25 protein-coding genes are annotated in these 25,878 nt (G+C 73.8%); 6 read left to right on the top strand and 19 right to left on the bottom strand.

All coding sequences use genetic code 11. The features are described from left to right. The first annotated feature begins 50 nt into the window (after positions 1-50). Positions 51-896: a nucleotidyltransferase domain-containing protein gene (locus tag IF45_RS0104495; RefSeq protein ID WP_030305614.1), complete on the top strand. Its 846-nt coding sequence runs from the start codon at positions 51-53 to the stop codon at positions 894-896. Positions 897-926: 30 nt separating this feature from the next. Here the strand turns inward: IF45_RS0104495 and IF45_RS0104490 are convergent, their stop codons facing one another. The 5 genes from IF45_RS0104490 to IF45_RS0104470 all read right to left on the bottom strand — a co-directional run bounded on the left by IF45_RS0104490 (position 927) and on the right by IF45_RS0104470 (position 6,627). Further along, on the bottom strand, positions 927-1,766 hold the full coding sequence (locus tag IF45_RS0104490; RefSeq protein ID WP_030305613.1) for an inositol monophosphatase family protein: 840 nt from the start codon (positions 1,764-1,766) through the stop codon (positions 927-929). Between the two features lie 94 nt (positions 1,767-1,860). Continuing rightward, positions 1,861-3,663 (bottom strand): gamma-glutamyltransferase family protein, encoded by a 1,803-nt coding sequence (locus tag IF45_RS0104485; protein ID WP_030305611.1) that lies wholly within the window; start codon positions 3,661-3,663, stop codon positions 1,861-1,863. Positions 3,664-3,741: 78 nt separating this feature from the next. Then, positions 3,742-4,797, bottom strand: coding sequence for a lipoate-protein ligase LplAB (lplAB, locus tag IF45_RS0104480; protein ID WP_030305608.1), 1,056 nt, complete (start codon positions 4,795-4,797; stop codon positions 3,742-3,744). A 64-nt stretch (positions 4,798-4,861) separates the two neighbouring features. Further along, entirely contained in the window at positions 4,862-5,539 is a 678-nt protein-coding gene (locus IF45_RS0104475; RefSeq protein ID WP_165397659.1) for a DUF4232 domain-containing protein, read from the bottom strand. Between the two features lie 89 nt (positions 5,540-5,628). Then, entirely contained in the window at positions 5,629-6,627 is a 999-nt protein-coding gene (locus IF45_RS0104470; protein WP_010640940.1) for a TIGR03842 family LLM class F420-dependent oxidoreductase, read from the bottom strand. A gap of 312 nt (positions 6,628-6,939) precedes the next feature. On the opposite strand from IF45_RS0104470, the gene IF45_RS0104465 reads away from it, so the two are divergent. Further along, positions 6,940-7,359, top strand: coding sequence for a hypothetical protein (locus IF45_RS0104465; RefSeq protein ID WP_003951864.1), 420 nt, complete (start codon positions 6,940-6,942; stop codon positions 7,357-7,359). A gap of 88 nt (positions 7,360-7,447) precedes the next feature. Here the strand turns inward: IF45_RS0104465 and hydA are convergent, their stop codons facing one another. The 4 genes from hydA to IF45_RS0104445 form a co-directional block, all read right to left on the bottom strand. Further along, positions 7,448-8,848: a dihydropyrimidinase gene (hydA, locus tag IF45_RS0104460; protein WP_010640943.1), complete on the bottom strand. Its 1,401-nt coding sequence runs from the start codon at positions 8,846-8,848 to the stop codon at positions 7,448-7,450. Positions 8,849-8,925: 77 nt separating this feature from the next. Then, positions 8,926-9,768, bottom strand: a complete 843-nt coding sequence (locus tag IF45_RS0104455) for a nitrilase-related carbon-nitrogen hydrolase (RefSeq protein ID WP_003951862.1) — start codon at positions 9,766-9,768, stop codon at positions 8,926-8,928. A 168-nt stretch (positions 9,769-9,936) separates the two neighbouring features. Beyond that, on the bottom strand, positions 9,937-11,190 hold the full coding sequence (locus IF45_RS0104450; protein ID WP_037637587.1) for a hypothetical protein: 1,254 nt from the start codon (positions 11,188-11,190) through the stop codon (positions 9,937-9,939). Between the two features lie 130 nt (positions 11,191-11,320). Further along, a complete protein-coding gene (locus IF45_RS0104445) occupies positions 11,321-11,716 on the bottom strand; it encodes a PPOX class F420-dependent oxidoreductase (protein WP_003951860.1) in 396 nt (131 codons plus the stop codon). Between the two features lie 134 nt (positions 11,717-11,850). Between IF45_RS0104445 and IF45_RS0104440 the strand changes: the two genes are divergently transcribed. Next, the gene (locus IF45_RS0104440; RefSeq protein WP_030305601.1) at positions 11,851-12,540 is read left to right on the top strand and encodes a PepSY domain-containing protein; all 690 of its coding nucleotides are present in this window, start codon (positions 11,851-11,853) and stop codon (positions 12,538-12,540) included. Between the two features lie 35 nt (positions 12,541-12,575). Here the strand turns inward: IF45_RS0104440 and ggt are convergent, their stop codons facing one another. From ggt to IF45_RS0104420, 4 genes are all read right to left on the bottom strand, one after another. Continuing rightward, positions 12,576-14,384 carry a gamma-glutamyltransferase gene (ggt, locus tag IF45_RS0104435; protein WP_030305599.1) on the bottom strand — a complete coding sequence of 603 codons (1,809 nt, stop codon included), beginning with the start codon at positions 14,382-14,384 and terminating at the stop codon, positions 12,576-12,578. A 97-nt stretch (positions 14,385-14,481) separates the two neighbouring features. Next, positions 14,482-15,201 carry an SGNH/GDSL hydrolase family protein gene (locus IF45_RS0104430; RefSeq protein ID WP_030305597.1) on the bottom strand — a complete coding sequence of 240 codons (720 nt, stop codon included), beginning with the start codon at positions 15,199-15,201 and terminating at the stop codon, positions 14,482-14,484. Continuing rightward, positions 15,198-15,668: a cupin domain-containing protein gene (locus tag IF45_RS0104425; RefSeq protein ID WP_030305595.1), complete on the bottom strand. Its 471-nt coding sequence runs from the start codon at positions 15,666-15,668 to the stop codon at positions 15,198-15,200. Before IF45_RS0104425 ends, IF45_RS0104430 begins: the two co-directional genes overlap by 4 nt. An 82-nt stretch (positions 15,669-15,750) precedes the next feature. Beyond that, positions 15,751-16,590 carry a helix-turn-helix domain-containing protein gene (locus tag IF45_RS0104420; RefSeq protein ID WP_030305593.1) on the bottom strand — a complete coding sequence of 280 codons (840 nt, stop codon included), beginning with the start codon at positions 16,588-16,590 and terminating at the stop codon, positions 15,751-15,753. A 62-nt stretch (positions 16,591-16,652) separates the two neighbouring features. Between IF45_RS0104420 and IF45_RS0104415 the strand changes: the two genes are divergently transcribed. Both IF45_RS0104415 and IF45_RS0104410 read left to right on the top strand, forming a co-directional pair. Then, on the top strand, positions 16,653-17,402 hold the full coding sequence (locus IF45_RS0104415) for a hypothetical protein (protein WP_008415966.1): 750 nt from the start codon (positions 16,653-16,655) through the stop codon (positions 17,400-17,402). Between the two features lie 119 nt (positions 17,403-17,521). After that, on the top strand, positions 17,522-19,117 hold the full coding sequence (locus IF45_RS0104410; RefSeq protein WP_030305592.1) for a CocE/NonD family hydrolase: 1,596 nt from the start codon (positions 17,522-17,524) through the stop codon (positions 19,115-19,117). 51 nt (positions 19,118-19,168) lie between these two features. On the opposite strand, the gene IF45_RS0104405 is transcribed toward IF45_RS0104410, so the two are convergent. The 5 genes from IF45_RS0104405 to IF45_RS0104385 all read right to left on the bottom strand — a co-directional run bounded on the left by IF45_RS0104405 (position 19,169) and on the right by IF45_RS0104385 (position 22,988). After that, positions 19,169-20,041, bottom strand: a complete 873-nt coding sequence (locus tag IF45_RS0104405) for an amino acid ABC transporter permease (protein ID WP_015506817.1) — start codon at positions 20,039-20,041, stop codon at positions 19,169-19,171. Then, positions 20,038-20,682: an amino acid ABC transporter permease gene (locus IF45_RS0104400; RefSeq protein WP_008415972.1), complete on the bottom strand. Its 645-nt coding sequence runs from the start codon at positions 20,680-20,682 to the stop codon at positions 20,038-20,040. Before IF45_RS0104400 ends, IF45_RS0104405 begins: the two co-directional genes overlap by 4 nt. Positions 20,683-20,696: 14 nt before the next feature. Beyond that, the gene (locus IF45_RS0104395; RefSeq protein WP_008415974.1) at positions 20,697-21,635 is read right to left on the bottom strand and encodes a glutamate ABC transporter substrate-binding protein; all 939 of its coding nucleotides are present in this window, start codon (positions 21,633-21,635) and stop codon (positions 20,697-20,699) included. Positions 21,636-21,647: 12 nt separating this feature from the next. Further along, positions 21,648-22,391, bottom strand: coding sequence for an amino acid ABC transporter ATP-binding protein (locus tag IF45_RS0104390; protein ID WP_003951850.1), 744 nt, complete (start codon positions 22,389-22,391; stop codon positions 21,648-21,650). 159 nt (positions 22,392-22,550) lie between these two features. Next, positions 22,551-22,988 (bottom strand): DUF6278 family protein, encoded by a 438-nt coding sequence (locus tag IF45_RS0104385; RefSeq protein WP_003951849.1) that lies wholly within the window; start codon positions 22,986-22,988, stop codon positions 22,551-22,553. A 297-nt stretch (positions 22,989-23,285) separates the two neighbouring features. Here IF45_RS0104385 and IF45_RS0104380 point away from each other — a divergent pair, with 297 nt between their 5' ends. Continuing rightward, positions 23,286-25,076 (top strand): SGNH/GDSL hydrolase family protein, encoded by a 1,791-nt coding sequence (locus IF45_RS0104380; RefSeq protein WP_030305588.1) that lies wholly within the window; start codon positions 23,286-23,288, stop codon positions 25,074-25,076. A 13-nt stretch (positions 25,077-25,089) separates the two neighbouring features. Here IF45_RS0104380 and IF45_RS0104375 read toward each other — a convergent pair whose 3' ends face one another. Beyond that, positions 25,090-25,869 (bottom strand): exodeoxyribonuclease III, encoded by a 780-nt coding sequence (locus tag IF45_RS0104375; protein ID WP_003951847.1) that lies wholly within the window; start codon positions 25,867-25,869, stop codon positions 25,090-25,092. Positions 25,870-25,878 lie beyond the last annotated feature (9 nt).

Raw genomic sequence — 25,878 nt, 5'->3', positions numbered from 1 at the left:
CAGCTGCGGCGTCGGCCTCCGGGCCGGGGCCGCCCGGCCGGAAGGGCGCGATGACGGGGACGGCGGAGGGCGGCGCGGACGCGCCCGTGGTGTGGGAGCCGGTCACGCGGATGGCACGGGAGCTGGCCGCCGTGCCCGGTGTCCGGGCCGTGGTCCTCGGCGGGAGCCGGGCACGCGGCACCCACCGCCCGGACTCCGACTGGGACCTCGGCGTCTACTACCGGGGCACGCCCGACCTCGGCCGCCTGGCCGCCCTGGCCTGCGCGGCGCAGGGCTCGCCGGTGGAGGTGGCCGGGCCCGGCGGCTGGGGCCCCTGGGTCAACGGCGGGGCCTGGTTGCGGGTGGACGGCGTACCGGTCGACTGGATCCTGCGCGACCTGGACCGGGTCGAGCGGGTGTGGCAGGACTGCCGCGAGGGCCGGTACGAGGTGGGGGTGCAGGCCGGGCACCCGCTGGGCTTCTGGTCGCCGGTCTACGCCGGTGAGGTGGCGTACGGGCGGATTCTCGCCGACCCGGCGGGCGAGCTGGCCGCGCTGCGGCACCAGGTGTGCGAGGAGCCGGGCTATCCGGAGCCGCTGCGCCGGGCGCTGGCTGAGGCGGCCTGGGAGGCGGAGTTCTCGGTGGCGTCGGCCGCGAAGTCGGCGCCGGGCGGGGACAGCCTGCACGTGTCACTCTGCCTGGCACGGGCGTTCGGCGTGCTGACGCAGTCGCTCCACGCCCATCACCGGCGGTGGCTGCTGAACGAGAAGGGCGCCCTGGCGGCCACGGCGGCGCTGCCGGGGACGCCGGAGCGGTTCGCGGAGCGGGTCACCGCCTGTCTGACCGCGCTGGACGCCGGGGCGGTCGAGGCGGCGGCCGGGCTGGTCCGCGAGGTGCGCGCCGTGGTGGACGCCTGACGCGCCGGGGCCGTGGCGCCCGCGCCCCGCTCAGCCGCCCAGCAGCTTCACCACCCGCTCGGCCGTGGCCAGGTCGCGGGCGGCCGTGAAGGGCAGGGCGTTGCCTCCCCGGTAGCGGAAGGGGACGCGGTCGCGGGTGAGGTGGGCGCCGCCCGCCTCGGTGACCAGCAGGAGCCCGGCAGCGTGGTCCCAGGCGGCCTCCCAGGAGAAGGCGGTCGCGTCGCCGGTGCCGCGCGCCACCGCCAGGTACTCCAGCCCGGCCGAGCCGCAGGGGCGCGGCGCGACACCCGGCGCCCGCAGGCCGAGCAGGGCCTCCTTCTGCGCGGGCGTGGTGAAGTCCGGGTGGGAGGTGGCGATATCCAGGAGTGCCCCGTCGGCGGGGGCACCGGCGGCCAGCCGGGTGCCGTTCAGCGTCGCGCCGTCCCCGAGGACGGCGATCGCCAGCTCGCCGAGGGCGGGTGCGTAGGTCCAGGAGGCGAGGGTCTCGCCGCCGCGCACCAGGGCGACCAGGGTGCAGAAGCCCGGGTCGCCGTGGACGAACTGGCGGGTGCCGTCGACCGGGTCGACGATCCAGACGGGTGCGTCGCCCTCCAGGGCGCCGTACACCGCCGGGTCGGCGTGGACGGCCTCCTCGCCGACGACGGCGGAGCCGGGGAGGAGGGCGGTGAGGGCGTCGGTGAGCCGCAGTTCGGCGAGCCGGTCGGCGGAGGTGACGAGGTCGTGCGGGCCGGACTTCTGGACCACGTCGTCCTCGGCGAGCTGCCGGAAGCGCGGCACGATCTCGGCGGCCGCCGCCTCCCGGACGGCCTCGGTGACGTCGTCGAGGTGGCGGTCGAGGAATCCCCTCAGTTCGGAGAAGTGTTCGATCATGTCTCCCATCAGACCATGCCGCACCGACAGCGCCGCACGGCCGGGCCAACGCCGGGCGGCGCCTCGGTGAACTCCCAGGGCTCCGGCGCCCGGCTCAGCGCCCGACGGCGTACCCCTGCATGCCGCGCGGGTTGGCGGCGGCCGAGAGGACGCCGGTGCGCGGGTCGCGGGCGACGGCGCACAGGCGCCCCTCCGACCAGGGGCCGCCGACGGTGACGCGGTGGCCGCGCCGGCGCAGCTCCTCGACCACCTCAGTGTCCGTCCGGGACTCCACGGTGACGGCGCCGGGGTCCATCTCGCGCGGGTAGAAGGAGCCGGGGAAGGAGTCGGTGTGCCAGTTGGGGACGTCGATGGCGCCCTGGAGGTCGAGTCCGCCGCGCACCGGCTCACGCAGGGCGACGGCCAGGAAGAAGTGGGTCTGCCACTGGTCCTGCTGGTCGCCGCCGGGCGTGCCGAAGGCCATCACGGGCACACCGTCGCGCAGGGCGATGGACGGTGTCAGCGTGGTGCGCGGGCGCACGCCGGGGGTGAGCGTGTTGGGCAGGCCCTCGTCGAGCCAGGTCATCTGGAGCCGGGTGCCGAGCGGGAAGCCCAGTTCGGGCACGACCGGGTTGGACTGGAGCCAGCCGCCGCTGGGCGTGGCCGAGACCATGTTGCCCCAGCGGTCGACGATGTCGAGGTGGCAGGTGTCGCCCCGGGTCGCACCGTCGCGCGCCACGGTCGGCTCGCCCGCTCCGGCGGCGCCGGGCGCGGTGGCGTGGGTGGACCGCCCGGCGGCGACCGCGCGGGCGTGGGCAGCCAGCGCGGGCGTGCGCCCCTCGGGGCTGCCGGGCCGCAGCTCCAGCGAGGCCCGGTCGCCGATCAGCGCGCGCCGCTCCTCGTTGTACTCCTCGGAGAGCAGCGCGCCCACCGGCACCTCGGCGGCGTCGCCGTACCAGGCCTCGCGGTCGGCCATGGCGAGCTTGCAGCCCTCCACCAGCAGGTGGACGTAGTCGGCCGAGCCGTAGGCGGGCAGTTCCTCGGGGAGCAGGGCGAGTTGCTGGAGCATGCTGGGCCCCTGGCTCCACGGGCCGGCCTTGCAGACCGTCCACCCGCGCCAGTCGTGGGTCACGGGCGCCTCGTACGAGGCGGACCAGCCGGCCAGGTCCTCGGCGGTGAGGGTGCCGGTGTGCCGGGTGCCGGTGGTGTCCATGGTGGGCCGGGCGGCCTGGCGGACCAGGGCCTCGGCGATGAAGCCGGTGCGCCAGACGGCGCGGGCCGCCTCAATCTGCGCGACGCGGTCGGCACCGCCGGCCTCTTCGGCCTCGGCTATGAGGCGGCGCCAGGTCGCGGCGAGGGAGGGGTTGCGGAACAGCTCGCCGGGTGCGGGGGCCTCGCCGCCGGGCAGGTAGACCTCGGCGGAGCTGGTCCACTCGGTGGTGAACAGGTCGCGGACCGTCTCGACGGTGGCGGTGACCCGCTCGACGGGGGCGTGCCCGTCCTCCGCGTAGCCGATGGCGTACGTGAGGACCTCGGCGAGGGTGCGGGTGCCGTGGTCGCGCAGGAGGAGCATCCAGGCGTCGAAGGCGCCGGGGACGGCGGCGGCGAGGGGCCCGGTGCCGGGGACCAGGTCAAGGCCGAGCGAGCGGTAGTGGGCGGCGCTCGCGCCGGCGGGGGCGACGCCCTGGCCGCAGAGGACCTGGACCTCGCCGTCGTGGGGCGCGAGGAGCAGGGGGACCTCGCCGGCCGGGCCGTTCAGGTGCGGTTCCACCACGTGCAGGACGAATCCGGCGGCGACGGCCGCGTCGTAGGCGTTGCCGCCGTCCTCCAGCACGGCCATCGCGGACTGCGAGGCGAGCCAGTGGGTGGAGGAGACCATGCCGAAGGTGCCTTGGAGGGTGGGACGCGTGGTGAACATGCAGCCTCTCGCCTTGCTGTCGGTGCCGATTCCCCCGCAGGCTATCGGCCCGGCCCGAACGGCTGTTCCCGCGCCCCGTCAGGGAATCCGGGCGAGCCACTCCTCGGTGGCGAACTTGGTGCGGACCAGTTCCTCGGCGAGGGCCGTCTCCCGGTCGGTGACGGTGCCTTCGCTCAGGCCGTAGCGGTCGCGGAAGGAGCCGATCATCCGGTCGATGACGTCGGCGCGGGACAGGCCCGTCTGGCGTCGCAGCGGGTCGACACGCTTCTTGGCGGAGGTGGTGCCCTTGTCGGACATCTTCTCCTTGCCGATCCGCAGCACGTCGAGCATCTTCTCGGCGTCGATGTCGTAGGACATGGTCACGTGGTGCAGCACGGCCCCGTCACCGGCGACCACCCGCTTCTGGGCGGCGCCCGCGATCTTCCCGGCCTCGGTGGCGATGTCGTTGAGCGGCTGGTACCAGGCCTTGATGCCCATGTCGGCGAGGGCGCCGAGGACCCAGTCGTCCAGGTAGGCGTAGGAGTCGGCGAAGGAGAGGCCGGAGACGAGGGAGGCGGGGACGGAGAGGGAGTAGGTGATGGTGTTGCCGGGCTCCACGAACATCGCGCCGCCGCCGCTGATCCGGCGGACCACGTCGATGCCGTGGCGGGCGGCGCCCTCGGGGTCGACCTCGTTGCGCAGGGACTGGAACGAGCCGATGATCACGGCCGGTCCGCCCCACTCCCAGACCCGCAGCGTCGGCGGGCGGCGCCCTTCGGCGACCTCGGTGGTGAGCACCTCGTCCAGGGCCATCAGCAGGGCGGGCGACTGCGGCTCGGTGTGGATGAGCTGCCAGTCGTAGTCGGTCCAGTCGGTGGCGTGGGCGAGCGCGCGGCGGACGGCGACGGCGACGCCCTCGGCGGTGATGCCGTACATGACGGTGCCCTCGGGCAGGGCGGCCTCGACACGGGCGGCGAGGCCGGTGGCGTCGGTGTCGGACGGGACGCCCTCCAGCGCGGCGTCGATGGCGCCGAGCGCCTCGTCGGGCTCCAGGAAGAAGTCCCCGGCCACCTGGACGTTGCGCAGCACACCGTGGTCGTCGTCGAGGTCGACCACGACCAGCTTGCCCCCGGGGACCTTGTACTCACCGTGCATCGCGTTCCGCCTCCAGCGCTCGTGACCTGCGCCCACGGTAACTCTGTCCCGGTTCGCCCGGCCTTCAGGAGCGCTCCGGCGGCGCCTCGCTGATGTCGTACTGCCAGGCGGTGGTCCCCAGCACCCCCTCCCCCACGTCGAGCCCGCCGTCGGCCACCTCCACCGTCTGCGGCTCGGTCTCCTTGTCGGGAGCGACCCGCAGGTACGCGCCGAGGCCGCTCCCCGTGTGGGGGTCGACGGCCCAGTAGCGCCAGGCGAGCGTGGAGCGGGCGGACATGCCGGGCTCCAGGACCAGGAGGCCGGGGCCGGGGTCCTCGGGGCCCATGGAGATGCGGCGGGTGCCCTCGACCACCTCGGTCTCCATCGGCTCCCGTTCCGTGTCGAGCACCTGGAGCACGGGATAGCCCTTCAGCTTCAGCGTCTTCGTCCCGCAGTTGAAGACGATCACGTTCCCCACCCGCAGGCCCATCGCGGCGTCGGTGGCGGCCGCCAGGGCCCGGAAGCCGGAGGCGGGACAGCCCTCGGCGGCACCCGGGTCACCGGCCGGCGGGGCCTCGGGAGCGGTCGGCGCCGCCTCCGCCTCCGGTACGGACGGGGTCGGCGACGGGTCGGGCGTGGGCGGCCGGGAGGTGCGCGCCGGGTCGGCCTCGCGCTCCAGTTCGGCGGCGAGGCCGCAGCCGCTGAGGGCCAGGGCCGGCACGAGGACGAGGAGCGGAAGGCGCGCCCGGCGCGGAAGTCTCATGCCGGGGATCATGCCGTACGGCCGGCGGGGGTCCGGCGCCGCGTCCTGCCCCCCCACCGGCCCGCCGTCGGCGGCGAGTTGGCCGCCGGTCAGCTCAGGGCGGGGATGACGGCCGAGCCGTAGGCGTCGATGACCTCCTCGCGGGCGTCGTGCATGGCGTAGACGGCGAACTGGTCGACGCCGAGGTCCCGCAGGGCGCGGAGCCGCTCGATGTGTGCCTCGGCCGGGCCGAGCAGGCAGAACCGGTCGACGATCTCGTCGGGGACGAAGGCGGTGTCGGGGTTGCCGGAGCGGCCGTGGTGGGCGTAGTCGTACCCCTGCCGCTGTTCGACGTAGGCGGTGAGCGCCTCCGGGACCATGTCCGAGTGGGCGCCGTAGCGGGCGACGAGGTCGGCGACGTGGTTGCCGACCATGCCGCCGAACCAGCGGCACTGCTCCCGGGCGTGGGCGAGGTCGTCGCCGACGTAGGCGGGCGCGGCGACGCAGATCTTGACGGCGTCGGGGTCGCGTCCGGCCTCGGCGGCGGCGGTGCGGACGGCCTTGATCATCCACTCGGTGAGGTAGGGATCGGCCAGTTGCAGGATGAAGCCGTCGCCGCGCTGTCCGGTGAGGGCGAGCGCCTTCGGGCCGTAGGCGGCGATCCAGACGGGCAGCCTGCCGTCCTTGACCCACGGCAGCCGGATGGGTTCGCCGCCGACGGATGCCTCGCGCCCCTCGGCCAGGTCGCGGATGGCGTCGACGGCCTCGCCGAGCCGGGCGAGGGTGTTGGGCGGGCGCCCGGCGACCCGCATCGCGGAGTCGCCGCGGCCGATGCCGCAGACGGTGCGGTTGCCGTACATGTCGTTGAGGGTGGCGAAGGTGGAGGCGGTCACCTCCCAGGTGCGGGTGGAGGGGTTGGTGACCATCGGGCCGACGGTCAGCCGGCTGGTGTGCTCCAGGATGCGGCTGTGGATGACGAACGGCTCCTGCCAGAGCACGGCCGAGTCGAAGGTCCAGCCGTAGCGGAAGCCGTTCCGTTCGGCGCGGCGCATCAGCCCGACCACGGTCGACGCGGGGGGATCGGTCTGTAGAACGAGTCCGAAGTCCATGTCCAGCTCTCTCCTCGGTGACGGTACGGGCGGTGGGAGTTGGTGGTCCGGGGCGCGGGCGGGGCCCGGCCCGTGGCGGGGCGTTTCACAGTAGGGCGCGGGGTGCGCCGTGCAGGGAGCACGCGACGCGCGTCGTGCGGGCCGGTGCGGCCGGGGCGGCTGCACGCACCATCGACCTCACGCCGCACGCGCATTGCTGATCCATCCGTATGAAGGGCCCGTTTCACTCCGCGCAAATGTGAAGAAAAACGGCAGACTCCTTCTGAAGCCCGCCACGTTCGTAGCGGGTCTGGCAGTTCCGAAAGGTTTCTCATGCGCAACCTCCTCAAGGCCGCCGCCGTCGGCGCCGTCGTCGCCCCCCTCGTCCTCGCCGGTGCCTCCGTGGCGGCCGCCTCTGACGGCCCGTCGTACGCCAAGCACACCGCGGTGGCGGGCCCCAAGGGCGCGGCCTCGTCCTTCGTCCTCTCCGGCTTCCACGGGAAGCACGGCAAGCACGACCACGGCAAGCGTTCCGTGGAGGCCCACGGCAAGGACAAGCACGGCAAGCACGGCAAGGGCGGCCCGAGCTACAAGAACGTCACCAAGTTCGCCGGCCCGAAGGGCGCCTGGGTCAACAAGACGGCCAGCGGCGTCAAGGGCAAGGGCAAGCACGGCAAGGCGTACTACTTCAACGACTTCAAGTTCGCCGGCCCCAAGGGCGCCGGCACCAGCACCACCGCCTCGCACTCCTGATCACCTCCGGACCGTCAGGTCCGGGCCCCGCGGCGGCCCCTGGGACACGGTCCCCGGGGCCGCACCGCTGTGTGCCCCCCCGCCCGGCTCAGTCGAGGTACTGGCTGGTGGCCCGGGGCACGTACATCCCCTGGCCGGCCCGGCCGGTGTACCGGCCGCCGTCGATCACCGGCACCCCGCGGGAGAGCACGGTGCGCACCCGGCCGGTGATCTTCTTGCCCTCGTACGGCGAGTAGTCGACGTTCATGTGGTGGGTCTCGGCCGAGAGGGTCTGCTCGGCACGCGGGTCGTAGAGGACGATGTCCGCGTCGGCGCCGGGGGCGATGGTCCCCTTCTTCGGGTACAGGCCGAACATCCGGGCCGGGGCGGCGCAGGCGATCTCGATCCAGCGGCGGCGGCTGATGTGGCCGTCGACCACGGCCTGGTGGAGCAGGTCCATGCGGTTCTCGACGCCCGGCATGCCGTTCGGGATCTTCGAGAAGTCGTTACGGCCCAGTTCCTTCTGCCCCTTGAAGCAGAACGGGCAGTGGTCGGTGGAGACGACCTGGAGGTCGTCGGTGCGCAGCCCCCGCCAGAGCGCGGCCTGGTGCTCCCTGGGCCGCAGCGGGGTGGAGCAGACGTACTTGGCGCCCTCGAAGTCCGGCTCGGCGAGGTTGTCGGTGGAGAGGAAGAGGTACTGCGGACAGGTCTCGCCGAAGACCGGGAGCCCCTGGTCGCGGGCGCGCGCCAGTTCGGCGACGGCCTCCTCGGCGGAGACGTGCACGACGTACACCGGCGCGCCCGCCACCTGGGCCAGTTTGATGACGCGGTGGGTGGCCTCGGCCTCCAGCAGGGCGTTGCGGACCTCCCCGTGATGGCGCGGGTCGCGCTCGCCGCGGGCCAGGGCCTGTTCGACCAGGACGTCGATGGCGAGGCCGTTCTCGGCGTGGGTCATGACCAGGCCGCCGTTGGAGGCGGCCTGCTGCATGGCGCGCAGGATCTGGCCGTCGTCGGAGAGGAAGACGCCCGGGTAGGCGGTGAACAGCTTGAACGAGGTGACGCCTTCGCCGACGAGCGCGTCCATCTCCTTGAGGGAGGCCGCGGTCACGTCCGACATGATCATGTGGAAGGCGTAGTCGACGGCGCACTGCCCGTCCGCCTTGGCGTGCCAGGCGTCGAGCCCCTCGCGCAGGGAGCCGCCCTTGGACTGGATGGCGAAGTCGACGATGGTGGTGGTGCCGCCCCAGGCGGCGGCCCGGGTGCCCGTCTCGAAGGTGTCGGACGCCTGGGTGCCGCCGAACGGCATCTCCATGTGGGTGTGGGCGTCGACGCCGCCGGGGATCACGTACGTCCCGGTGGCGTCGATCTCGTGCTCGGCGCTCCAGCCGGCCGCCGCGTCGGTGCCGTGGGCGGCGAGGGCCGCCACCCGGCCGTTCTCGACGAGGACGTCGGCGTGCAGTTCGTCGGCGGCGGTGATGACGAGGCCGCCGCGGATGACCGTACGGTTCATGGGGTTCCCTCCGGTACCGGTGCAGGGGGCGGGCGCCCGGGCGCGGCGGCCCGCGCCCGGGGGTCCGGTGGAGCCGGTCAGGGCGCGGTGAGGCCCTCGTAGGCGTCGGGCCGGCGGTCCCGGTAGAAGGCCCACTGGTTGCGGACCTCCTCGATCAGGCCGAAGTCGAGGTCGCGGACGAGGAGTTCCTCGGTCTTGTCGTCGGCGGGGTCGCCGACGAACTGGCCGCGCGGGTCGACGAAGTAGCTGGTGCCGTAGAAGTCGTTGTCGCCGTACTCCTCCTGGCCGACGCGGTTGATGGCGGCGACGAAGTACTCGTTGGCGACGGCGGCGGCGGGCTGCTCCAGCTGCCAGAGGTAGGCGGAGAGGCCGCGGGAAGTGGCGGAGGGGTTGTAGACGAGCTGGGCGCCGTTGAGGCCGAGCTGGCGCCAGCCCTCGGGGAAGTGCCGGTCGTAGCAGATGTAGACGCCGATCCGGCCGACGGCGGTGTCGAAGACCGGCCAGCCGAGGTTGCCGGGCTTGAAGTAGTACTTCTCCCAGAAGCCCTTGACCTGCGGGATGTGGTGCTTGCGGTACTTGCCGAGGTAGCTGCCGTCGGCGTCGATGACGGCGGCGGTGTTGTAGTAGAAGCCCTCCTGCTCGACCTCGAAGACCGGCACCACGACGACCATGCCGGTCTCTCGGGCCAGGGCGCGCATCCGGGAGACGGTCGGCCCGTCGGGCACGGCCTCGGCCCAGCGGTAGTGCTCGGCCTCCTGGACCTGGCAGAAGTAGGGGGCGTTGAAGACTTCCTGGAACCCGATCACCTTGGCTCCGGCGCGGGCCGCCTCGCGGGCGTACTCCTCATGCTTGGCGATCATGGATTCGGTGTCGCCCGTCCAGGTCGCCTGGACGAGTGCTGCGCGTACGACAGGGGCCATGGGGTGCTCCTTCGACCGGTCGTCAGCAAGGGCTTTCTACGCCCGTAGAAGGGACGTAGGAGGACGAACGTAAGCCCCTCGCAGGCGCGGGGCAAGACCATCTCCGCCCACGTCCTGAGTCGGCCGCGTTCGGCACCCGTGCGGGCGCACCCGCCTCCGGGGCGCCGATCAGGCGAGGACCCCGGCGACCCGGAAGGCGTGCACCAGGTCCCAGTGCCGCTCCTCGGAGACGCCCCGGGCCGCGTCGAGCAGCAGCGGGACCAGCCGGTCCGGGTCGCTGCGCGCGACGCCCGCCGCGTCCTCGGGCGAGCGGACCGCGAGGTAGGCCCCGGCGAGGGCGCGGGCCTGGCGTTCGCGGCCGTCGCCGGTGAGCAGGTGCAGGGCGTCGGCGATCTCGGGGGCGGGCCGCGCCACCCCCTGCCGCAGCAGCTGCCGGGCGTCCGCGCCGCGCCCGGCGGCGGCCAGCGCGTCGGCGGCGGCGACCAGCGCGGCCGGGGGCGATGTGGCCACCTCCCAGAGCAGCGTCGCCCAGTCGGCCTCCAGTCCGGCCCGGTGGAGTTCGGCGGCGAGCAGCGGCAGCCGGGGCGCGGGCCAGCCGGCCAGCTCGGCGAGGAGGACGTGCGCCTCGCCGCCCCGGCCCTGGGCCCGCAGGGCGTGCAGCCGGGCGACCGCGCCGCCGGCCGCGCGGGCCTCCTCGGGGCCGGGACGCGGCTGCGCCGGTTCCCCCGCCGGTTCGGCCACCCCGGCGAAGCGGGCACCCCGGACGGCGGCCGCGGGGGCCGGGGCGACCGGGGCGGGGCCCGGCGGCTCGGCGGCCTCCTCGGCGATCCCCGCGAAGCGGGCGCCGCCCCGGGGGCGTTTCCTCAGCTTGGCCTGCGAGGTGGGGCGCTCGGGGGCGGCGGGGGGCGGGGCCGGGGTGGCCGGGGCCGCGAGGGCGTCGGCGCGGGCGCGGAGTTCGGCGCAGCGTGCGGTGGCGCGCCGGTGGTCGTCCTCGGCCCAGGCGAGGTCGACGTCGAGGGCGGCGGCCGCCTCCTCGGTGGTGGCGGTGGCGCGGTGGGCGGTGAGTTCCCGGAGGCGTTCGGCGGTGTAGCGCCGCTCGCGGAGCATCACGTCGAGCCGGCGGGCGAGGGCGGCGGCCGCGCCCGGCCCGCCGTCGTGCGCGGCGGTGGCGGCGGCGTGCAGCGCGCGGGCGGTGGCCGCCTCGGTACGGGCCGCCGCCGCGCCCTGGTCCGCGGCGAGGTCCTGGAGCAGGGCGTCGACCACGTCCCAGGGCGGCAGTTCGCTCCCCGCGAGGCAGGCCCCCATGCCGTCGGGGTCGCGTTCCAGGAAGACGGCCAGCCACCCGGACCGCCGGTCGAGGCGGGCCGTGAGCCCGGTCAGGAACCGCGCGAAGTCGACCGCCGCGCTCGGGAGTTGTGCCACTGCCATCGCTGCCCGCCCCCAACAGACCGAAGGCCCGGCGCCGGAGCACCGGGCGGGGTTCCTCAGGTCCGGTAGGAAACACCAGGCGTGTTTCGGCGGGGCTACGCGCGCTTTTCGTGGGGCCGCCGGGTCAGAAGGTGATGGCGACTCCGGTGTGCGGGCGCTTGCCGAGCCGGCCGATCATCCCGCCGATGTCCAGGACGTAGAACTGGAGGCGGTACTTGCGGCCGAAGCGCTTGCGGAGGCGCTTGAGCCCGTCGGCGTCCTCCACGAGGCGGGCCGTGCCCTCGGCGCGCGGCGCGTCCTCGGCGACCTTGCCGCGCACGTCGCAGACGGTGACGCGCACGCGCGGGTCGCGACGCAGGCGCTTGATCTTCCAGGAGTCGCTGCGGGTCCAGACGTACAGGGTGTCGTCCTCGCGCACCGCCCAGACGGGGGTGGCGACACCGGTGCCGTCCTTGCGGAAGGTGGTGAGGCTGACGTAGGGGGCTTTGCCCAGCTCGTCGAGGGTCGTGTCGGGGGTCATGGGGAGAGGGTAGGGCGCGCGGGAGTGCGGGGGCGCGCCCCGGGTGGCCTGTGCGCCGGGTCGCGGTCCGTTTGCGGGCCCGGGTTCGGGTCAGTGAGCTAGGAGTACGACGTTCCGCTTGTGAGAGGCCCCCGATGAACCGCAGCACTCCCCGCTTTCCGCGCCGCCGCCCCTCCCGGGCCCCGGCCGCCGCTCTGCTGGCCCTGGTGGCGCTGGGCGCGGCGGGGTGCTCCGACGGGAACGAGCCGGAGACGGGGACGACGCCCGGCACCTCGCAGAGCGGGACCCCGACGCCGTCGCCGACCGTGTCGGAGGAGGAGACCGCCACTCCGATGGACGACGACGCGCGGGAGAACCAGGCGCTGCTCGCCGCCACCACCGTCTCGCTGGTCCAGGCGGTGAAGGCGGCCGGCAAGGACGAGCCGGACGCCCGCCCGGTCGCGGTGGAGCTGGGCCGGAGCGAGCAGGACGCTCCGCACTGGACGGTCACGCTGGCCGAGGAGGACGGCTCGGCCGTCGCCCGGCAGGTCGACGCGGCCTCCGGCGCCGTCTCCGACAGCCCCGCCGACGACCGGCCGGACGACGAACGGGACGACCGCGAGGAGCGGAAGACGGTGCTGGAGGAGGCGGAGACCGACGCGTCGGAAGCGGCGAAGGCGGCCACCGACCGGCGCCCGGGGACGGCGGTCAAGGCGGAGCTGGAGGAGTCGGACGGGACGGCGGTGTGGCAGGTGGAGGTGGTCGACCAGGAGTCGTTCCGTACGACGGCGGTCGACGTGGACGCCGGTGACGGGCGGGTCCTGCGCGAGGACACCGCCGACTGACGGCCGGCCGCGGGCAGCGGCCGGCCGCCGGACGGTCAGGGCCGGCCCGGCCGGACCACCATCGCGGACCCGCCGCCACGCCGCTCGGTCTCGGCGGCGGCCAGCCAGCGGCCGTCGGGGAGCCGCTGTACGGCGGTGGCGGCGCCGATCTCGGGGTTCTGCCGGAAGGTGTGGCCGAGCTTCTCCAGCCGTGCCCGCAGCGGGGAGTCCCACAGGCCGGGCTCGATCTCGGTGGCGGCCGCGTTGCGCTGGCTGGCGCGGGGCGCGGCGATGGCGTCGACCAGGGGCAGGCCCCGGTCGACGACGCCGGTGAGGGTCTGGAGCACGGTGGTGATGATGGTCGCCCCGCCGGGTGAGCCGAGCGCGAGCACCGGCCGCCCGCCGTCCAGGACGATGGTGGGCGCGATGGAGGAGCGCGGGCGCTTGCCGGGGCCCGGCAGGTTGGGGTCGGGGACGCCGGGGGTGGTGGGGGTGAGGGAGAAGTCGGTCAGCTCGTTGTTGAGCAGGAAGCCCCGGCCGGGCACGGTGATGCCGCTGCCGCCGGTCTGCTCGATCGTCAAGGTGTAGGCGACGACGTTGCCCCAGCGGTCGGCGGTGGTCAGGTGGGTGGTGTTCTCGCCCTCGTAGGTGGTGGGGGCGGGGGTGCCGCCGGAGGGGCAGCCGGCCGGGTCGCGGGGGTCGCCGGGGGCCAGCGGGCTGGTGAGGGCGGCGTCGTCGCGGATCAGGCAGGCGCGGGAGGCGGCGAAGCGGGGACTGAGCAGTCCGGCGGTGGGCACGTCGGAGAAGGCGGGGTCGCCGACCCAGCGGTTGCGGTCGGCGAAGGCGATCCGGCTCGCCTCGATGAACCGGTGCAGGTAGCGCTCCGGCGAGGCCGCCTTCAGGTCGGTGGACTCCAGGATGTTGAGCGCCTCGCCGACGGTGGTGCCGCCGGAGGAGGACGGGGCGATGGAGGCGATGTCCAGGCCTCGGTAGCGGGTGCGGGTCGGCTTGTGCCGCTCGGTGCGGTAGCGGGCCAGGTCGGCCTCGGTGAGGCGGCCGGGGCGGACGACGCGGTCGGCGTCCGGGTCGGCCGGCGGCTTGTTGACGGTGCGCACGATGTCACGGGCGAGCGGCCCCCGGTAGAGGGCGTCGACGCCCTTGCGGCCCAGCTCCGCGTAGGTGCGGGCCAGGTCGGGGTTGCGGAAGGTCGATCCCGTCTCGGGGAGCTTCCCGCCGGGCAGGAAGAGCTTCGCGCTGGCGGGGAAGTCGGCGAACCGGGCCTGGTTGTCGGCGGTCTGGGCGCGGAAGGTCTCGTCCACGGTGAAGCCGTCGCGGGCGAGGCGCTCGGCCGGTTTCAGCAGCTCGCCCAGGGGTTTGCTGCCCCAGCGGTCGAGCAGGGTGCGCCAGGTGGCGGGGGTGCCCGGGGTGCCGACGCCGAGGCCGCTGGTGACGGCCTCGGCGAAGGGGATGGGCTTGCCGTCCTCCAGGAAGAGGTCGGGTCCCGCGGTTCGGGGCGCGGTCTCCCGCCCGTCGACGGTCTGGACGGTGCCGGTGCGGGCGTCGTAGAGGACGGCGTACCCGCCGCCGCCGAGGCCCGCGGAGTACGGCTCGGTGACGCCCAGCGCGGCGGCGGTGGCGACGGCCGCGTCCACGGCGTTGCCGCCCCGGCGCAGCACCTCGATCCCGGCGGCGGAGGCGTCCTCGTCGACGCTGGAGACGGCGCCGCCGTGGCCCACCGCGACGGGGGACTTGCCGGGCGCCGCCCGCTCGGGCGCCCTCTCACCGGGTGGCGCGGCGGCGCCCACCGAGAGCATCGCCACGGCGAGGGCGCAGAGCGAGAGCCTGCGCGTGGGGGACGGACGCATTCCTTACCTCCAGTCAGCAGCCGTCCGCGCAGCGTAACTTCACCCGTCCCGCCCGGCCAGGACGCCTCGGCCGGGCGGGACGGCTCGCCGGGGACGGCTACCCGCCCCGGGTCAGCAGACCGGTGTCGATGACCTCGGCGACCTGGGCGGCGCCACGACTGTTCTGGTGGATGTGGTCGGTCGTGAACAGGAGACCGCGCCGCCGCGAGATCGTGTCGAGGCCGCGGCGCAGCACGGCGCGCTGGAGGAGTACGCCGACACCGGCTGCCGGCGTCGCCTCCCGGTAGGCAACCTGCGGCGCGTCGGCCCGGCGCAGTTCCTCCGTCTGGCGTTCGTGGAGCGGAAGGCAGGCCACCTTCTCGGCGGCGGCAACCTCGGCGATCAGGCGGCTGTACGCCAGCGATGCCCGCGCCGCCGGTCCGTCGAGCTGCTGGCCGAGCACGGGGAGCGACAGCAGACCGATCCTCGCGTCGGTCTCGGCCCGCAGCCGGGCGACGACGGCTCCCAGGCACTGCTGGAACCAGCCCGCCGACGGGCGCTCGGGGAGCCGTTTGCGCTGCATGACCTGCTCGACCGGGTAGCCGGCGAGGCTCGCCCGGGCGTCGTTGGTCCCGATCAGCACGGTGATCACCTCGGGCGGGTCCGCGACGACGGCGTCCAGACGCCGCAGGAGATTGTGGGCGAAGTCGCCGTTGACGCCGAAGCGGGCGAGCCGCACGTCCCCGGGAGGGCGGCGGCGTTCGAGAAGATCCAGGTAGTCGACGCTGAGCTGCGCGCGGGTGAGGATGTCGCCGAGGCACGCGACACGTGTCGTCACGCCCCCTCCTCCGGGCTGGTGGTGCCGAGGTCCCCGGCCGGGCGCGTGCCGCTCCGGGGACGGTGATCCGTGCCGAGGGTCGCCGTGACCGACAGGAGAGACGCCGGCCCCTCCATGTCGACCGCGTGCCACACCCCGGCCGGGTTGACGGTGGCCTCGCCCGGCCCGAGCACCACCCGGTCGGAGACCCCGTCCACCTCGCGCGTGACCGTCACGGAGCCGGTGAGGCAGACGACCAGTTCGTCCCCGGCGGGGTGGCTCTCCCAGTGGTCGCCGGGCCCCTCGCCGTCGAAGATCATCACCATCCGGCCCTCGGCGCCGTCCGCCGCGACGGCGGCCGTGTACGCCTGGAGCACCTCCGGGTCCCAGGCGAAGCCCTCGACGGGGCGCGCCCTCGACCCCCGTCCGAGGTGCACGGGGGTGGTCCGCAGGTCCAGGGCTTCGGCTTGGTGCTCGACGAGTCTCATGCCGACGATCGTCCGGCAGCGCGTGGAAGCGGTCTTGAAGAAAAGGGAACAGCAGCCGGCGCGAGGGGCGGACGGCCGGCGGCTAACCGGCTCCGAGGAGGACTTCGCCGCGCCGCCAGGCCGTCGGTGACCGGCCGGTGAACTCGCGCCACTCCCGCACGAGATGGGCCTGGTCGGCGTAGCCGGAGACGACTGCCACCTCGCCCCACGGCAACGGGTCCCCGACCACCGCCAGTTCGTGCGCGTGCGCGAACCGCAGGACCCGGGCGAAGGTCTTCGGGGACAGCCCCAGCTCACCGCGGAACCGCTCGGTGAGATACCGGCGGCTCCAGCCGAGTTCCCCGGCGAGGGCACCGACCTGGACGCCGCCCCGCGCGGCGACGAGCAGGCGCCACGCCTGGGCCACCTCCGGGCGCACCCCGTGCCCGTGGTCGCCCTGGGAGCCACGGACGACGGCCCGGAGGAGCAGTTCGTCCAGCACGGCGAACCGCGCCGCCCAGGTGCTCGCCGCCCGGAGCCGGTCGGACAGCTCGACGGCAAGCGCGCCGAGCAGTTCGTCGAGAGGGACCAGCCGGCGGGCGAGTTCGGCGGCCGGCATGCCGTAGAGGGCCCGGGCCCCGAGCGGCGTGAGCGCCACCAGAACCCCTCGATGGCGCCCGTCGTGGTGAATCGCGACGGACCGGCACATCAGCCCTCCGGCGACGCTGCCGAACCGCGTGACCGGCGACCCGTCGTCCACGCCCGCCGCCACCCCCAACGGGTCGTCCGACAGGCTGATCACCACGGTGAGCGCGCGCCCCGGCGGGCCGCAGTGCACCCCCGCCGGAAGTCCGCGCAGGTCGAACCCGACGTACGACTCGACGTACTGCCTCAGGGCGGGCGCCGGACGGGCACCGGCCCCGGTGACCGATCGGTCCTCCATCGTCGTGAGTGTACGAGCCGCCGGTGCTGCAACACCCGTTCGAGGCACTACCATGCGCGCCCATGACAGCAGAACAGCTCTCCCTCCTCCTCGGTGTTCTCGGCGCGGTGGTGTGCGTGGTGGCCGGCTGGCTGGCCCGTGCCCAGTGGTCGAAGCGGCGGCTCCGCCGTCGGCAGGCGTTCCTCGGCCTGCCGGACCACTCGGAGTCCCTTCTGGTGGTCGGCCGGGACGGGGGCGGGCCGGAGCCGGTGGTCTCGCGGCCCGACATGTTCGCCCTGCTGGAACTGGCGGCGCTGGTGAAGCAGTGCAGGGCGCACACCCAGATCGTCACCCACGACACGGCGCAGCAGGGGTTCGGCGAGCGCACCGAGTTCTGCGTCGGCCATCCCTCGTCGAATCGCCGGATGGCCGCCCACCTCACCTCCCTCCTGCCGGGCGTGCGGATCAACACCGAGCCCGAGCCCGGGCCCGACCGGGGGGCGTTCCTCATCGGCGGGGAGCGGTACCGGATGGAGCAGGGCGTGGGCGAGCACGTGCTGCTGGCGCGGCTGACGGGCGGCCAGGGCGGGCGTCCGGTCTTCCTGTTCTGCGGGCAGCGCCCGATCACGCCGCAGGCGGCGACCCGCTACCTGGCCCGGCACCACGAGAAGCTGGCGCGCAAGTACGGCACGGGCACCTTCGTCCTGCTGCTGAAGGTGGTCAACTCGGCGGCGTACGGCTCGGACGTGGTGGAGCTGGTGGCGGACGTGACGAAGGCGGCGCAGGAGCCGGCCCCGGTCCCCGCCGCACGCAGTTCGCACCGGGCCAAGTAGGCGCGGGGGCCGGGCGGCCCACAATCGTTACTGGCGCGTAACCTACCCGCCGGTTACCGCCGGTAAGTCATTCCGCTTACCGTCGGGTCACTTGCCCTGCCCGCAGCGAGGAGTGACCCATGAGACGCCCCCGTCCCGCCCTCACCACCACCGCGGCCTGCGCGCTGACCGCCGCGCTCGCCGTCGGTACGCTCTCCGCCCCCGCCCACGCGGCCCCCGACGGCCCGGCGAAGGCCCAGGCCGGCGCCTCGGCCTCGGGCATCCGCTTCGTCGACATCACCAGCACCGACGGCACCGTCCTCAAGGCCAACGTGGTGACGCCCGCCGGCTCCGCCGCCGGCGACCGCCATCCGGTGATCGTGCTGCCCACCAGCTGGGCGGTCCCCCAGATCGAGTACCTGGCCCAGGCCACCCAGCTCGCCGACTCCGGCTACGTGGTGGTCAGTTACAACTCCCGCGGCTTCTGGCAGTCCGGCGGCGAGATCGAGGTGGCCGGTCCGCCGGACATCGCCGACGCCTCCGCCGTCATCGACTGGGCCCTCGCCAACACCCCCGCCGACCCGGAGCGGGTGGGCATGGCCGGGGTCTCCTACGGCGCCGGGATCAGCCTGCTCGCCGCCGCCCACGACCCGCGGATCAAGACGGTCGCGGCGCTCAGCGGCTGGGCCGACCTCATCGACTCCATCTACAGCGGCCGCACCCAGCACCTCCAGGCCGCCCTGCTGCTCGGCGGCTCCGGCCTGATCACCGGCCGCCCGAGCGCCGAACTGCAGCAGATCCTGGGCGACTTCATCGGCTCCAACCTCGACAAGGAGCAGCAGATGATCGACTGGGGGAAGAAGCGCTCCCCCGCCACCCACCTCGACGCGCTGAACGCCAACGGCACCGCCGTGATGCTCGGCAACGCCTGGGGCGACAGCCTCTTCCCGCCCAACCAGTACGCCGACTTCTACGAGAAGCTGACCGGCCCCAAGCGGCTGGAGTTCCGCCCGGGCGACCACGCGACCTCGGAGGCGACCGGGCTGCTCGGCCTGCCCAACGACACCTGGACCTCCGCCCGCCGCTGGTTCGACCACCACCTCAAGGGCGAGGAGAACGGCGTCGACCGCGAGCAGCCGGTCCGTATCAAGTCCCGCTCCACCGGCGCCTACGAGAGCTACCCGGACTGGAAGTCGGTCGGCGCCGACAGCCGCAAGATCGACCTGGCCGGCACCCACACCATCCGCGCCAACGTCGACTCCGGCGCCAACGGCGGCATCATCTTCCTCACCAACGCCCTCGACCAGCTGATCCGCACACCCCCGATGGCGTCGATGCCGCTGCTCCCCCGCCGGTACGCGGCCGTCTGGCAGTCCGAGCGGTACAGCGGCGGGGCGGCCGTGCGCGGCACCCCCGAGGTGCACACCACGGTGACGCCGACGAAGAGCAGCGGCACCTTCGTGGCCTACCTGTACGACGTGGGCCCGCTGGGCGTCGGCAAGCTGGTCACGCACGCCCCGTACACCTTCCACGACCGCGAGCCGGGCCGGCCGTTCGCCGTGGACCTGGAGCTGTACTCCACGGCCTACGACGTACCGGCCGGTCACCGGCTCGCTGTCGTCGTGGACACCGTCGACCCGCTGTACATCGAGCACAACCCGTCCGGCGCGCAGCTGACCTTCTCCTCGCCTGCGGACGACCCGGGTCACGTGTCGGTCCCGGTCCGCGAGAAGTGATCTCCGGCTGCTGCCGGGCAGGCCAGGGGCGCTGTGCCCCGGGTCGGCCCGCTACCGTTCGCCCGGCAGCAGCCCTCCCGGTTCGGCCCGGGTGACGGCGGCCGCCTTCGCCTTCGGATCGCGGCGCTGTCTGCGGGACACCCACTGGGCGAACCACGAGAGCAGCATGCACATCCCGATGTAGATCGGCGAGATCACCATCACCACGGGGATGAAGGGCAAATCGTAGTCGAGGTTGGAGGCGATGAGCTTTCCGGCGTGGAGGAACTCCTCGTAGGTGATGAGGTAGCCGAGCGAGGTGTCCTTCAGTGCCACCACCAACTGGCTGATGATGGCGGGCAGCATGGCGCGCAGCGCCTGCGGGGCGAGGACCTGCACCATGACCTGGGTCTTGCGCATGCCCAGCGCGTAGGCGGCCTCCCGCTGGCCCTTGTCGACGGAGTTGACGCCGGAGCGGAAGACCTCGGCGAGGACCGAGCCGTTGTACAGGGTCAGGCCGGTGACCAGGGCGGGCAGCGCCTGCACCTGGAGCGCGACGAAGACGAAGAAGATCATCACCAGCACCGGCATGGCCCGGAAGAACTCCACGATCACCGTCGCCACCCAGCGCACCGGGCGGTGGTCGGAGAGCCGCCCGACGGCGAGCACCCCGCCGAGGACGAGGGAGAGCACCGAGGCGTACGCGAACGCCTTGAGGGTGTTGCCCAGTCCCCGCAGCAGCAGTTCCTGGATGCCGGTGTAGGCGAAGGGGCGCCACTTGGCGGTGGTGAACTGGTCGGTGTCGAAGAGCAGGTACAGGATCCAGCCGAGGATCGCGGCGATCGCCAGGGTGGCGAGGACACCGAAGATCCGGTGGCGCTTGCGGGCCTTGGGCCCGGGGACGTCGTAGAGAGCCGAGGGCTCCTGTTCGGACGTGGCGGTCATCGGGCGACTCCCCAGCGCTTCTCCATGAGGTGGAACAGGGCGCTGATGGTGAGGGTGATGATGAGGTAGCCGAGCGCGATCCAGACGAAGGTCCAGATGATGTTGTAGCCCAGCTCGCTGAGGGTGCGGTAGGTGCCGAGGAGTTCGGTGACGCTGAACGCCCCGGCGATGGCGGAGTTCTTGGCCAGCGCGATCAGCGTCGAGCCGACCGGCGCGATCACCGACCGGAACGCCTGCGGCAGCACCACGGCGGAGAGGGTCTGGCCGAAGGTCATCCCGAGGCTGCGGGCCGCCTCGCCCTGGCCGCGCGGCACGGTGTTGATGCCCGAGCGCAGCGCCTCGCAGATGAAGGCCGAGGTGTAGCACCCCAGCGCCAGCACCGCGAAGAGCTGGAAGGGAAGGACGAGGCCGAAGCGCGGCAGGCCGAGCAGGACGGCGAAGAACAGCAGGGTCAGCGGGGTGTTGCGCAGCACGGTGACCCAGGCCGTGCCGAAGAAGCGCAGCGAGGCGACGGGCGCCACCCGGAAGGAGGCCATCAGGAAGCCGAGGGCGAGGGCCAGCAGCGAAGCGTAGACGGTGAGTTCGACGGTGCCGAGGAACCCTTTGCCGTAGGTGGAGAAGTTGTCGGTCAGGACGTTCACGGGCGCTCCCCTCCTCAGCCGGCCGCGTAGCGGTCGATGGCGGGCGGCTTCGGCGCGGGGACTCCGGAGAGGCCGAGCGTCGCGTCGTACGCCGCCTTCCAGTAGCCCTTGCGCTCCCCCTCCTCCAGGGCGTCGTCGATGGCGAGGCGCAGCGCGTTGTCCGAGCGCAGCACCCCGATGCCGTACGGCTCCTCGGAGAAGGGCTTGCCGACGACCTTCAGTTCCTCGGGGACCTTGGCGGCGTAGCCCAGCAGGATGGCGTCGTCGGTGGTGACGGCGTCGACCTGGTAGGTCAGCAGGTTGTCCACGCAGATCGAGTAGGTGTCGTAGGAGACGAGCACGGCCTTCGGGTACTCCTCCTGCATCCGCTGGTACGGCGTGGAGCCGGCGGCGGAGCAGACGCGCTTGCCGTCGAGGTCCTCGGGGCCCTTGATGTCCTCCTCGTCGGTGCGGACCAGCAGGCCCTGCCCGGCGACGTAGTAGGGACCGGCGAACCCGACGAGCCGCTTGCGGTTGTCGTTGATGGTGTAGGTGCCCACGTAGTAGTCGATCTGGCCGTTCTGGAGGGCGGTCTCGCGGTTGGCGGAGGCGATGGTGGTGAAGCGGACGCGGTTCTCGGCGAAGCCGAGGTGGGCGCCGACCATCTTGGCGATCTCGATGTCGAAGCCGGTGTAACCGCCGCCGGCCGGGTCCTTCTCGCCCAGGTACGGCTGGTCCTCCTTGGCGCCGACGACCAGGGCGCCGCGGGCCTTGGCCTTACGCCAGGTCGGTGACTCGGGGAGGCTGAAGCCGGTGTCGACGCGGTAGTCGGGGAGCTGGTCGGCGCGGGGGCCCTTGACCGGCGGGCTGCCCTCCTTGCCGCAGGCGGCGACCAGCGCGAGGAGGACCAGCAGCGCGAGGACCGGCAGGCGGACGGCGCGGCCGGGCCGGCGGTGGGGATCGGTGTGCGTCATGGCGTCGCCCCCTCAGTGCTTGAGGATCTTGGAGAGGAAGTCCTTGGCCCGGTCGCTCTCCGGGTTGCTGAAGAAGTCCTCGGGGGTGCGGTCCTCGACGATCCGCCCGCCGTCCATGAAGACGACGCGGTTGGCGGCGGAACGGGCGAAACCCATCTCGTGGGTGACGACCACCATGGTCATCCCCTCCCGGGCGAGCTGCTGCATCACCTCCAGCACCTCGGTGATCATCTCCGGGTCGAGCGCGGAGGTCGGCTCGTCGAAGAGGAGTGCCTTGGGGTCCATCGCCAGCGCGCGGGCGATGGCCACCCGCTGCTGCTGCCCGCCGGAGAGCTGGGCGGGGAGCTTGTCGGCGTGCTCGGCGAGGCCGACGCGCTCCAGGAGTTCACGCGAGCGCCGGTCGGCCTCGGGCCGTTTGCGGGAGCGGACCTTCATCTGGGCCAGCGAGACGTTCTGGAGCACCGTCTTGTGGGCGAAGAGGTTGAACGCCTGGAAGACCATGCCCACCTCGGCGCGGAGCCCGGCGAGCGCCTTGCCCTCCTCCGGCAGCGGCTGCCCGTCCAGCCGGATGGTGCCGGACTGGATGGTCTCCAGCCGGTTGACGGTGCGGCAGAGGGTGGACTTTCCCGACCCCGAGGGGCCGATGACGACGACGACCTCTCCGCGGCCGACGGTGAGGTTGATGTCCTTCAGGACGTGCAGGTCGCCGTAGTACTTGTTCACGTCGTGCAACTCGATCAACGGATCGACAGCCATGCCCAGCTCTACCCACTTCCAGCGGTGTCGGTCCGCGCAAACTATCCAGCGCCTCTCAGGGCCGGACAAACGACACGCACAGGGCGGGATTAACCGTATTTGCCCATCCTCGCACCGCCGGCCGGCGGTACCGGCGGGCGCGGCCGGGGCGGCGGGAGGTCAGCCCTCGGAGATCTCGGCGTACATCTGGGACAGCTCGGGCGCGCCGTGCACGGCCCACTCGACACCGGCCTCGACGACGTGCAGTTCGCGGCCGGAGGGCAGCCGGACCACCACACGGCCGCCCGGCCAGACGTGCCAGCGGGCGCCGGGCACGGTCCGCACCACGACGGTGCCCAGGTACAGCCCGGCGTCGTTGCCGAGCCAGGGCAGCACCTCGGGGTCGTCGCGCCAGCGCGGCAGCAACTGGTCGAGGGCTGCCAGCGAGGCCGGGGTGTCGTCCAGCTCCAGCCCGGCCACCTGCGCGTGCGAGCGCAGCAGTTCGCACTCGGCGAAGAGGTCGGCGGCGGCGTCCGGGTGGTCCTCGAAGACGGCGGCGGCCGAGCGTCCCGGTCCGCTCTGCCGTTCGCGCCACTTGTCCAGGAAGGGGATGTGCATGCCGTCCAGCGTGGCACCGCCGGACGCCGGGAGGCCACAGGCGCGCGGCCCGGAACCGGACATGGCCTGTTCGGTGCCTGTTCACGTCCCGTCGGCCGAGGCGCCGTTGACGCTCCCTCAGCGGCGTTTCTACCGTGGTCCGGACCTTCCGCCGCCCCGTCCGACGCACCGAAGACCCCCGGCACCACGGCACCGGCCCCGCCGACCGGCACCATCGTGTCGGCGGCGGGCCGCGACGCGTCGGTCGTGCGGCCCGCCAGGACGACCGAGGACAGACGACCGAAGAAGGGGGCGCCCGTGCGCCGACAGCTGTGGGGGCCCGCCCTCGTTCTGGCCCTGATCACCAGCGCGGCCTCGCTGACCTCTGCGGGCGCGGCCGAGGAACGGGAGCCGCGGCCACTGCGCGAGCTGTACGACAACCGGGCGGTCAGCGAGGACGGCCGGCCGGGCGCCGCCGACTTCGACGGGCAGGGCCGCTCCCTGCCGGCCGCCGCGCTGCGCGCCGCCGGCTGGCAGATCGGCGCCCGCCCCGCCGTGGAGGGCACCCGGCTCGACTGGCCGGTCTCCAGACCCGGCAGACCCGACAACGTGCGCGCCCACGGGCAGCGGGTGGCCGTCGAGGGGCGCGGAGACGCGCTCACCTTCCTGGTCGCCGGAACGGGCGGCGAGGCGACCGGCATCGGCACCGTCCACTACCGCGACGGCGGCCACAGCCGCTACCGGCTGACCGCCCCCGACTGGCGCACCGGCCCACTCGCCACCAAGGCCGTCGCCCTGCCGTACCTCAACAGCCGCGAGGGCCGCGTCGCGGACCCCCCCCGGCTGTACGTGGTGACGGTGCCGCTGGACGCGGGCCGCACCGTGGAGTCGGTACGGCTGCCGCACGTGCGGGGGCTGGGCCGCTCGCTCCACGTCTTCGACCTGCGGGTCCGTCCGGCGGCGGAGGGCTGGACGGGGAGCTGGTCGGCGTCGACCGCGGGGCTGCCGGAGGTCGGGCCGTGGCGTGACCAGACGCTGCGGCTGGTGGTCAACCCCACCAAGTCCGGGCCGACGGCGCGGGTGCGGCTCTCCAACACCTTCGCGGGGACGCCGGTGCGGGTGGGCAGCGCCACCGTGGCCGTCCGCGCCGAGGGCGCGGAACCCCGGTCGACGCCCGTGCCGCTGACCTTCGGCGGGCAGGAGTCGACGGTGCTGCCCGCCGGGGCAGAGGCGGTCAGCGACCCGGTCGGGCTCGCCGTGGAGGAGGGCGCCGATCTGCTGGTGAGCCTGCATCTGCCGGGCGCCGTGCCCTCCGTCCCGCTGCACGACAAGGCGGTACAGAAGTCGTACCTGAGCACCCCGGGCGACCACGCGGCCGACGCCGACGGCGCCGCGTACACCGGGACGGTGGGGACCTGGCCGCTGCTGACCGGGGTCGACGTGAGCGGCGGGCCGGGGTCGGTGGTGGTGCTCGGGGACTCCATCACCGAGGGGGTCGGCACCACCGAGGGCGCCAACAAGCGGTGGACCGACGCGCTCGCCCGGCGGCTGCGCGACCAGGACCGCGTGCCACGCTACGGCGTGCTCAACCAGGGCATCTCCGCCAACCGCGTGCTCAGCGACCGCTATCCGGGCGACGGCGTCTCCAGCGACACCGGCGGCGTCAGCGCCCTCCACCGGCTGGACCGGGACCTGCTCTCGCAGACCTCGGTGCGGACCGTCGTCCTCTTCGAGGGTATAAACGACGTCCGGTGGGGTGCGCGCGCCGACGAGGTCGTCGACGGGCTGCGGCAGCTGGCCGAACGGGCGCGCGCCCGGGGCGTACGGGCCGTGGTGACCACGCTCGCGCCGTGCGAGGGCGAGTCGCGGTGCACCCCCGCCGTCGACGCCGAGCGGACCGAGATCAACCGGGCGCTCCGCGCCGACCGGGACTCCTTCGACGCCGTCCTCGACTTCGACCGCGTCCTGCGCGACCCCGACCGCCCGGCGCGGATGCTCCCCGCCTACGACAGCGGCGACCACCTGCACCCGGGCGAGGCGGGGCTCCAGGCGCTGGCCGACGCCGTCGACCTGACCGTGCTGGACGGGCGGCGGGGGCGCACGCGGTGAGCGCCCCGGCGGCTCAGACGGTGAGGTCGGTGACGACGGGGGCGTGGTCGGAGGCGCCCTTGCCCTTGCGCTCCTCGCGGTCGACGTAGGCGTCGGAGACGGCCGCACGGAACGGGTCGTTGCCGTAGACGAGGTCGATGCGCATGCCGCGGTTCTTCGGGAAGCCGAGCTGGCGGTAGTCCCAGTAGGTGAACGGCTGGTCGTACTTGAGGGGGCGCGGGACCACGTCGTCCAGCCCCGTGGCGCGCAGGGCGGCGAGGGCCTCGCGCTCCTCGGGGGTGACGTGGGTGGCGCCGATGAAGGCGGTGGGGTCCCAGACGTCGGTGTCGTGGGGGGCGATGTTGTAGTCGCCGAGGACGGCGAAGGGGCGACCGCCCGCCGCGTCGTCGGCGACGGCGTCCCGCAGGGCCTTGAGCCACTGGAGCTTGTAGGCGAAGTGGGGGTGGCCGACCTCGCGGCCGTTCGGCACGTAGACCGACCAGACGCGGACCGGGCCGCAGGTGGCGGAGATCGCCCGGGGCTCCTCCACGCCGTCGTACTCGGGGCCGCCGGGCAGGCCGCCGACGACGTCGTCGAGGCCCGCGCGGGAGACGATCGCGACGCCGTTCCACCGGCCGGTGGCGCGGACCGCGCTCTCGTATCCCAGCTCGGCGAGGGCGTCGGCGGGGAAGGCTTCCTCGGTGGTCTTGGTCTCCTGGATGCACAGCACGTCCGTGCCGCTGCTCTCCAGCCAGGCCAGCAGCCTCGGGAGGCGCGCGGTGATCGAGTTGACGTTCCAGGTGGCGATGCGCATGCCTGACAA

The sequence above is a fragment of the Streptomyces albidoflavus genome, from assembly GCF_000719955.1.
GTDB classification, from domain to species: domain Bacteria; phylum Actinomycetota; class Actinomycetes; order Streptomycetales; family Streptomycetaceae; genus Streptomyces; species Streptomyces albidoflavus.
The sequence above is the reverse complement of the archived record's forward strand: the minus strand, read 5'-3'. Positions and strand labels throughout refer to the sequence as shown.

Bases quoted from the DNA above. Each gene is read 5' to 3' on its own strand.
- IF45_RS0104495 (WP_030305614.1), top strand. From the start codon at position 51: ATGACGGGGACGGCGGAGGGCGGCGCGGACGCGCCCGTGGTGTGGGAG.
- IF45_RS0104490 (WP_030305613.1), bottom strand. From the start codon at position 1,766: ATGATCGAACACTTCTCCGAACTGAGGGGATTCCTCGACCGCCACCTC.
- IF45_RS0104485 (WP_030305611.1), bottom strand. From the start codon at position 3,663: ATGTTCACCACGCGTCCCACCCTCCAAGGCACCTTCGGCATGGTCTCC.
- lplAB (WP_030305608.1), bottom strand. From the start codon at position 4,797: ATGCACGGTGAGTACAAGGTCCCCGGGGGCAAGCTGGTCGTGGTCGAC.
- IF45_RS0104475 (WP_165397659.1), bottom strand. From the start codon at position 5,539: ATGAGACTTCCGCGCCGGGCGCGCCTTCCGCTCCTCGTCCTCGTGCCG.
- IF45_RS0104470 (WP_010640940.1), bottom strand. From the start codon at position 6,627: ATGGACTTCGGACTCGTTCTACAGACCGATCCCCCCGCGTCGACCGTG.
- IF45_RS0104465 (WP_003951864.1), top strand. From the start codon at position 6,940: ATGCGCAACCTCCTCAAGGCCGCCGCCGTCGGCGCCGTCGTCGCCCCC.
- hydA (WP_010640943.1), bottom strand. From the start codon at position 8,848: ATGAACCGTACGGTCATCCGCGGCGGCCTCGTCATCACCGCCGCCGAC.
- IF45_RS0104455 (WP_003951862.1), bottom strand. From the start codon at position 9,768: ATGGCCCCTGTCGTACGCGCAGCACTCGTCCAGGCGACCTGGACGGGC.
- IF45_RS0104445 (WP_003951860.1), bottom strand. From the start codon at position 11,716: ATGACCCCCGACACGACCCTCGACGAGCTGGGCAAAGCCCCCTACGTC.
- IF45_RS0104440 (WP_030305601.1), top strand. From the start codon at position 11,851: ATGAACCGCAGCACTCCCCGCTTTCCGCGCCGCCGCCCCTCCCGGGCC.
- ggt (WP_030305599.1), bottom strand. From the start codon at position 14,384: ATGCGTCCGTCCCCCACGCGCAGGCTCTCGCTCTGCGCCCTCGCCGTG.
- IF45_RS0104425 (WP_030305595.1), bottom strand. From the start codon at position 15,668: ATGAGACTCGTCGAGCACCAAGCCGAAGCCCTGGACCTGCGGACCACC.
- IF45_RS0104420 (WP_030305593.1), bottom strand. From the start codon at position 16,590: ATGGAGGACCGATCGGTCACCGGGGCCGGTGCCCGTCCGGCGCCCGCC.
- IF45_RS0104415 (WP_008415966.1), top strand. From the start codon at position 16,653: ATGACAGCAGAACAGCTCTCCCTCCTCCTCGGTGTTCTCGGCGCGGTG.
- IF45_RS0104410 (WP_030305592.1), top strand. From the start codon at position 17,522: ATGAGACGCCCCCGTCCCGCCCTCACCACCACCGCGGCCTGCGCGCTG.
- IF45_RS0104405 (WP_015506817.1), bottom strand. From the start codon at position 20,041: ATGACCGCCACGTCCGAACAGGAGCCCTCGGCTCTCTACGACGTCCCC.
- IF45_RS0104395 (WP_008415974.1), bottom strand. From the start codon at position 21,635: ATGACGCACACCGATCCCCACCGCCGGCCCGGCCGCGCCGTCCGCCTG.
- IF45_RS0104390 (WP_003951850.1), bottom strand. From the start codon at position 22,391: ATGGCTGTCGATCCGTTGATCGAGTTGCACGACGTGAACAAGTACTAC.
- IF45_RS0104385 (WP_003951849.1), bottom strand. From the start codon at position 22,988: ATGCACATCCCCTTCCTGGACAAGTGGCGCGAACGGCAGAGCGGACCG.
- IF45_RS0104375 (WP_003951847.1), bottom strand. From the start codon at position 25,869: ATGCGCATCGCCACCTGGAACGTCAACTCGATCACCGCGCGCCTCCCG.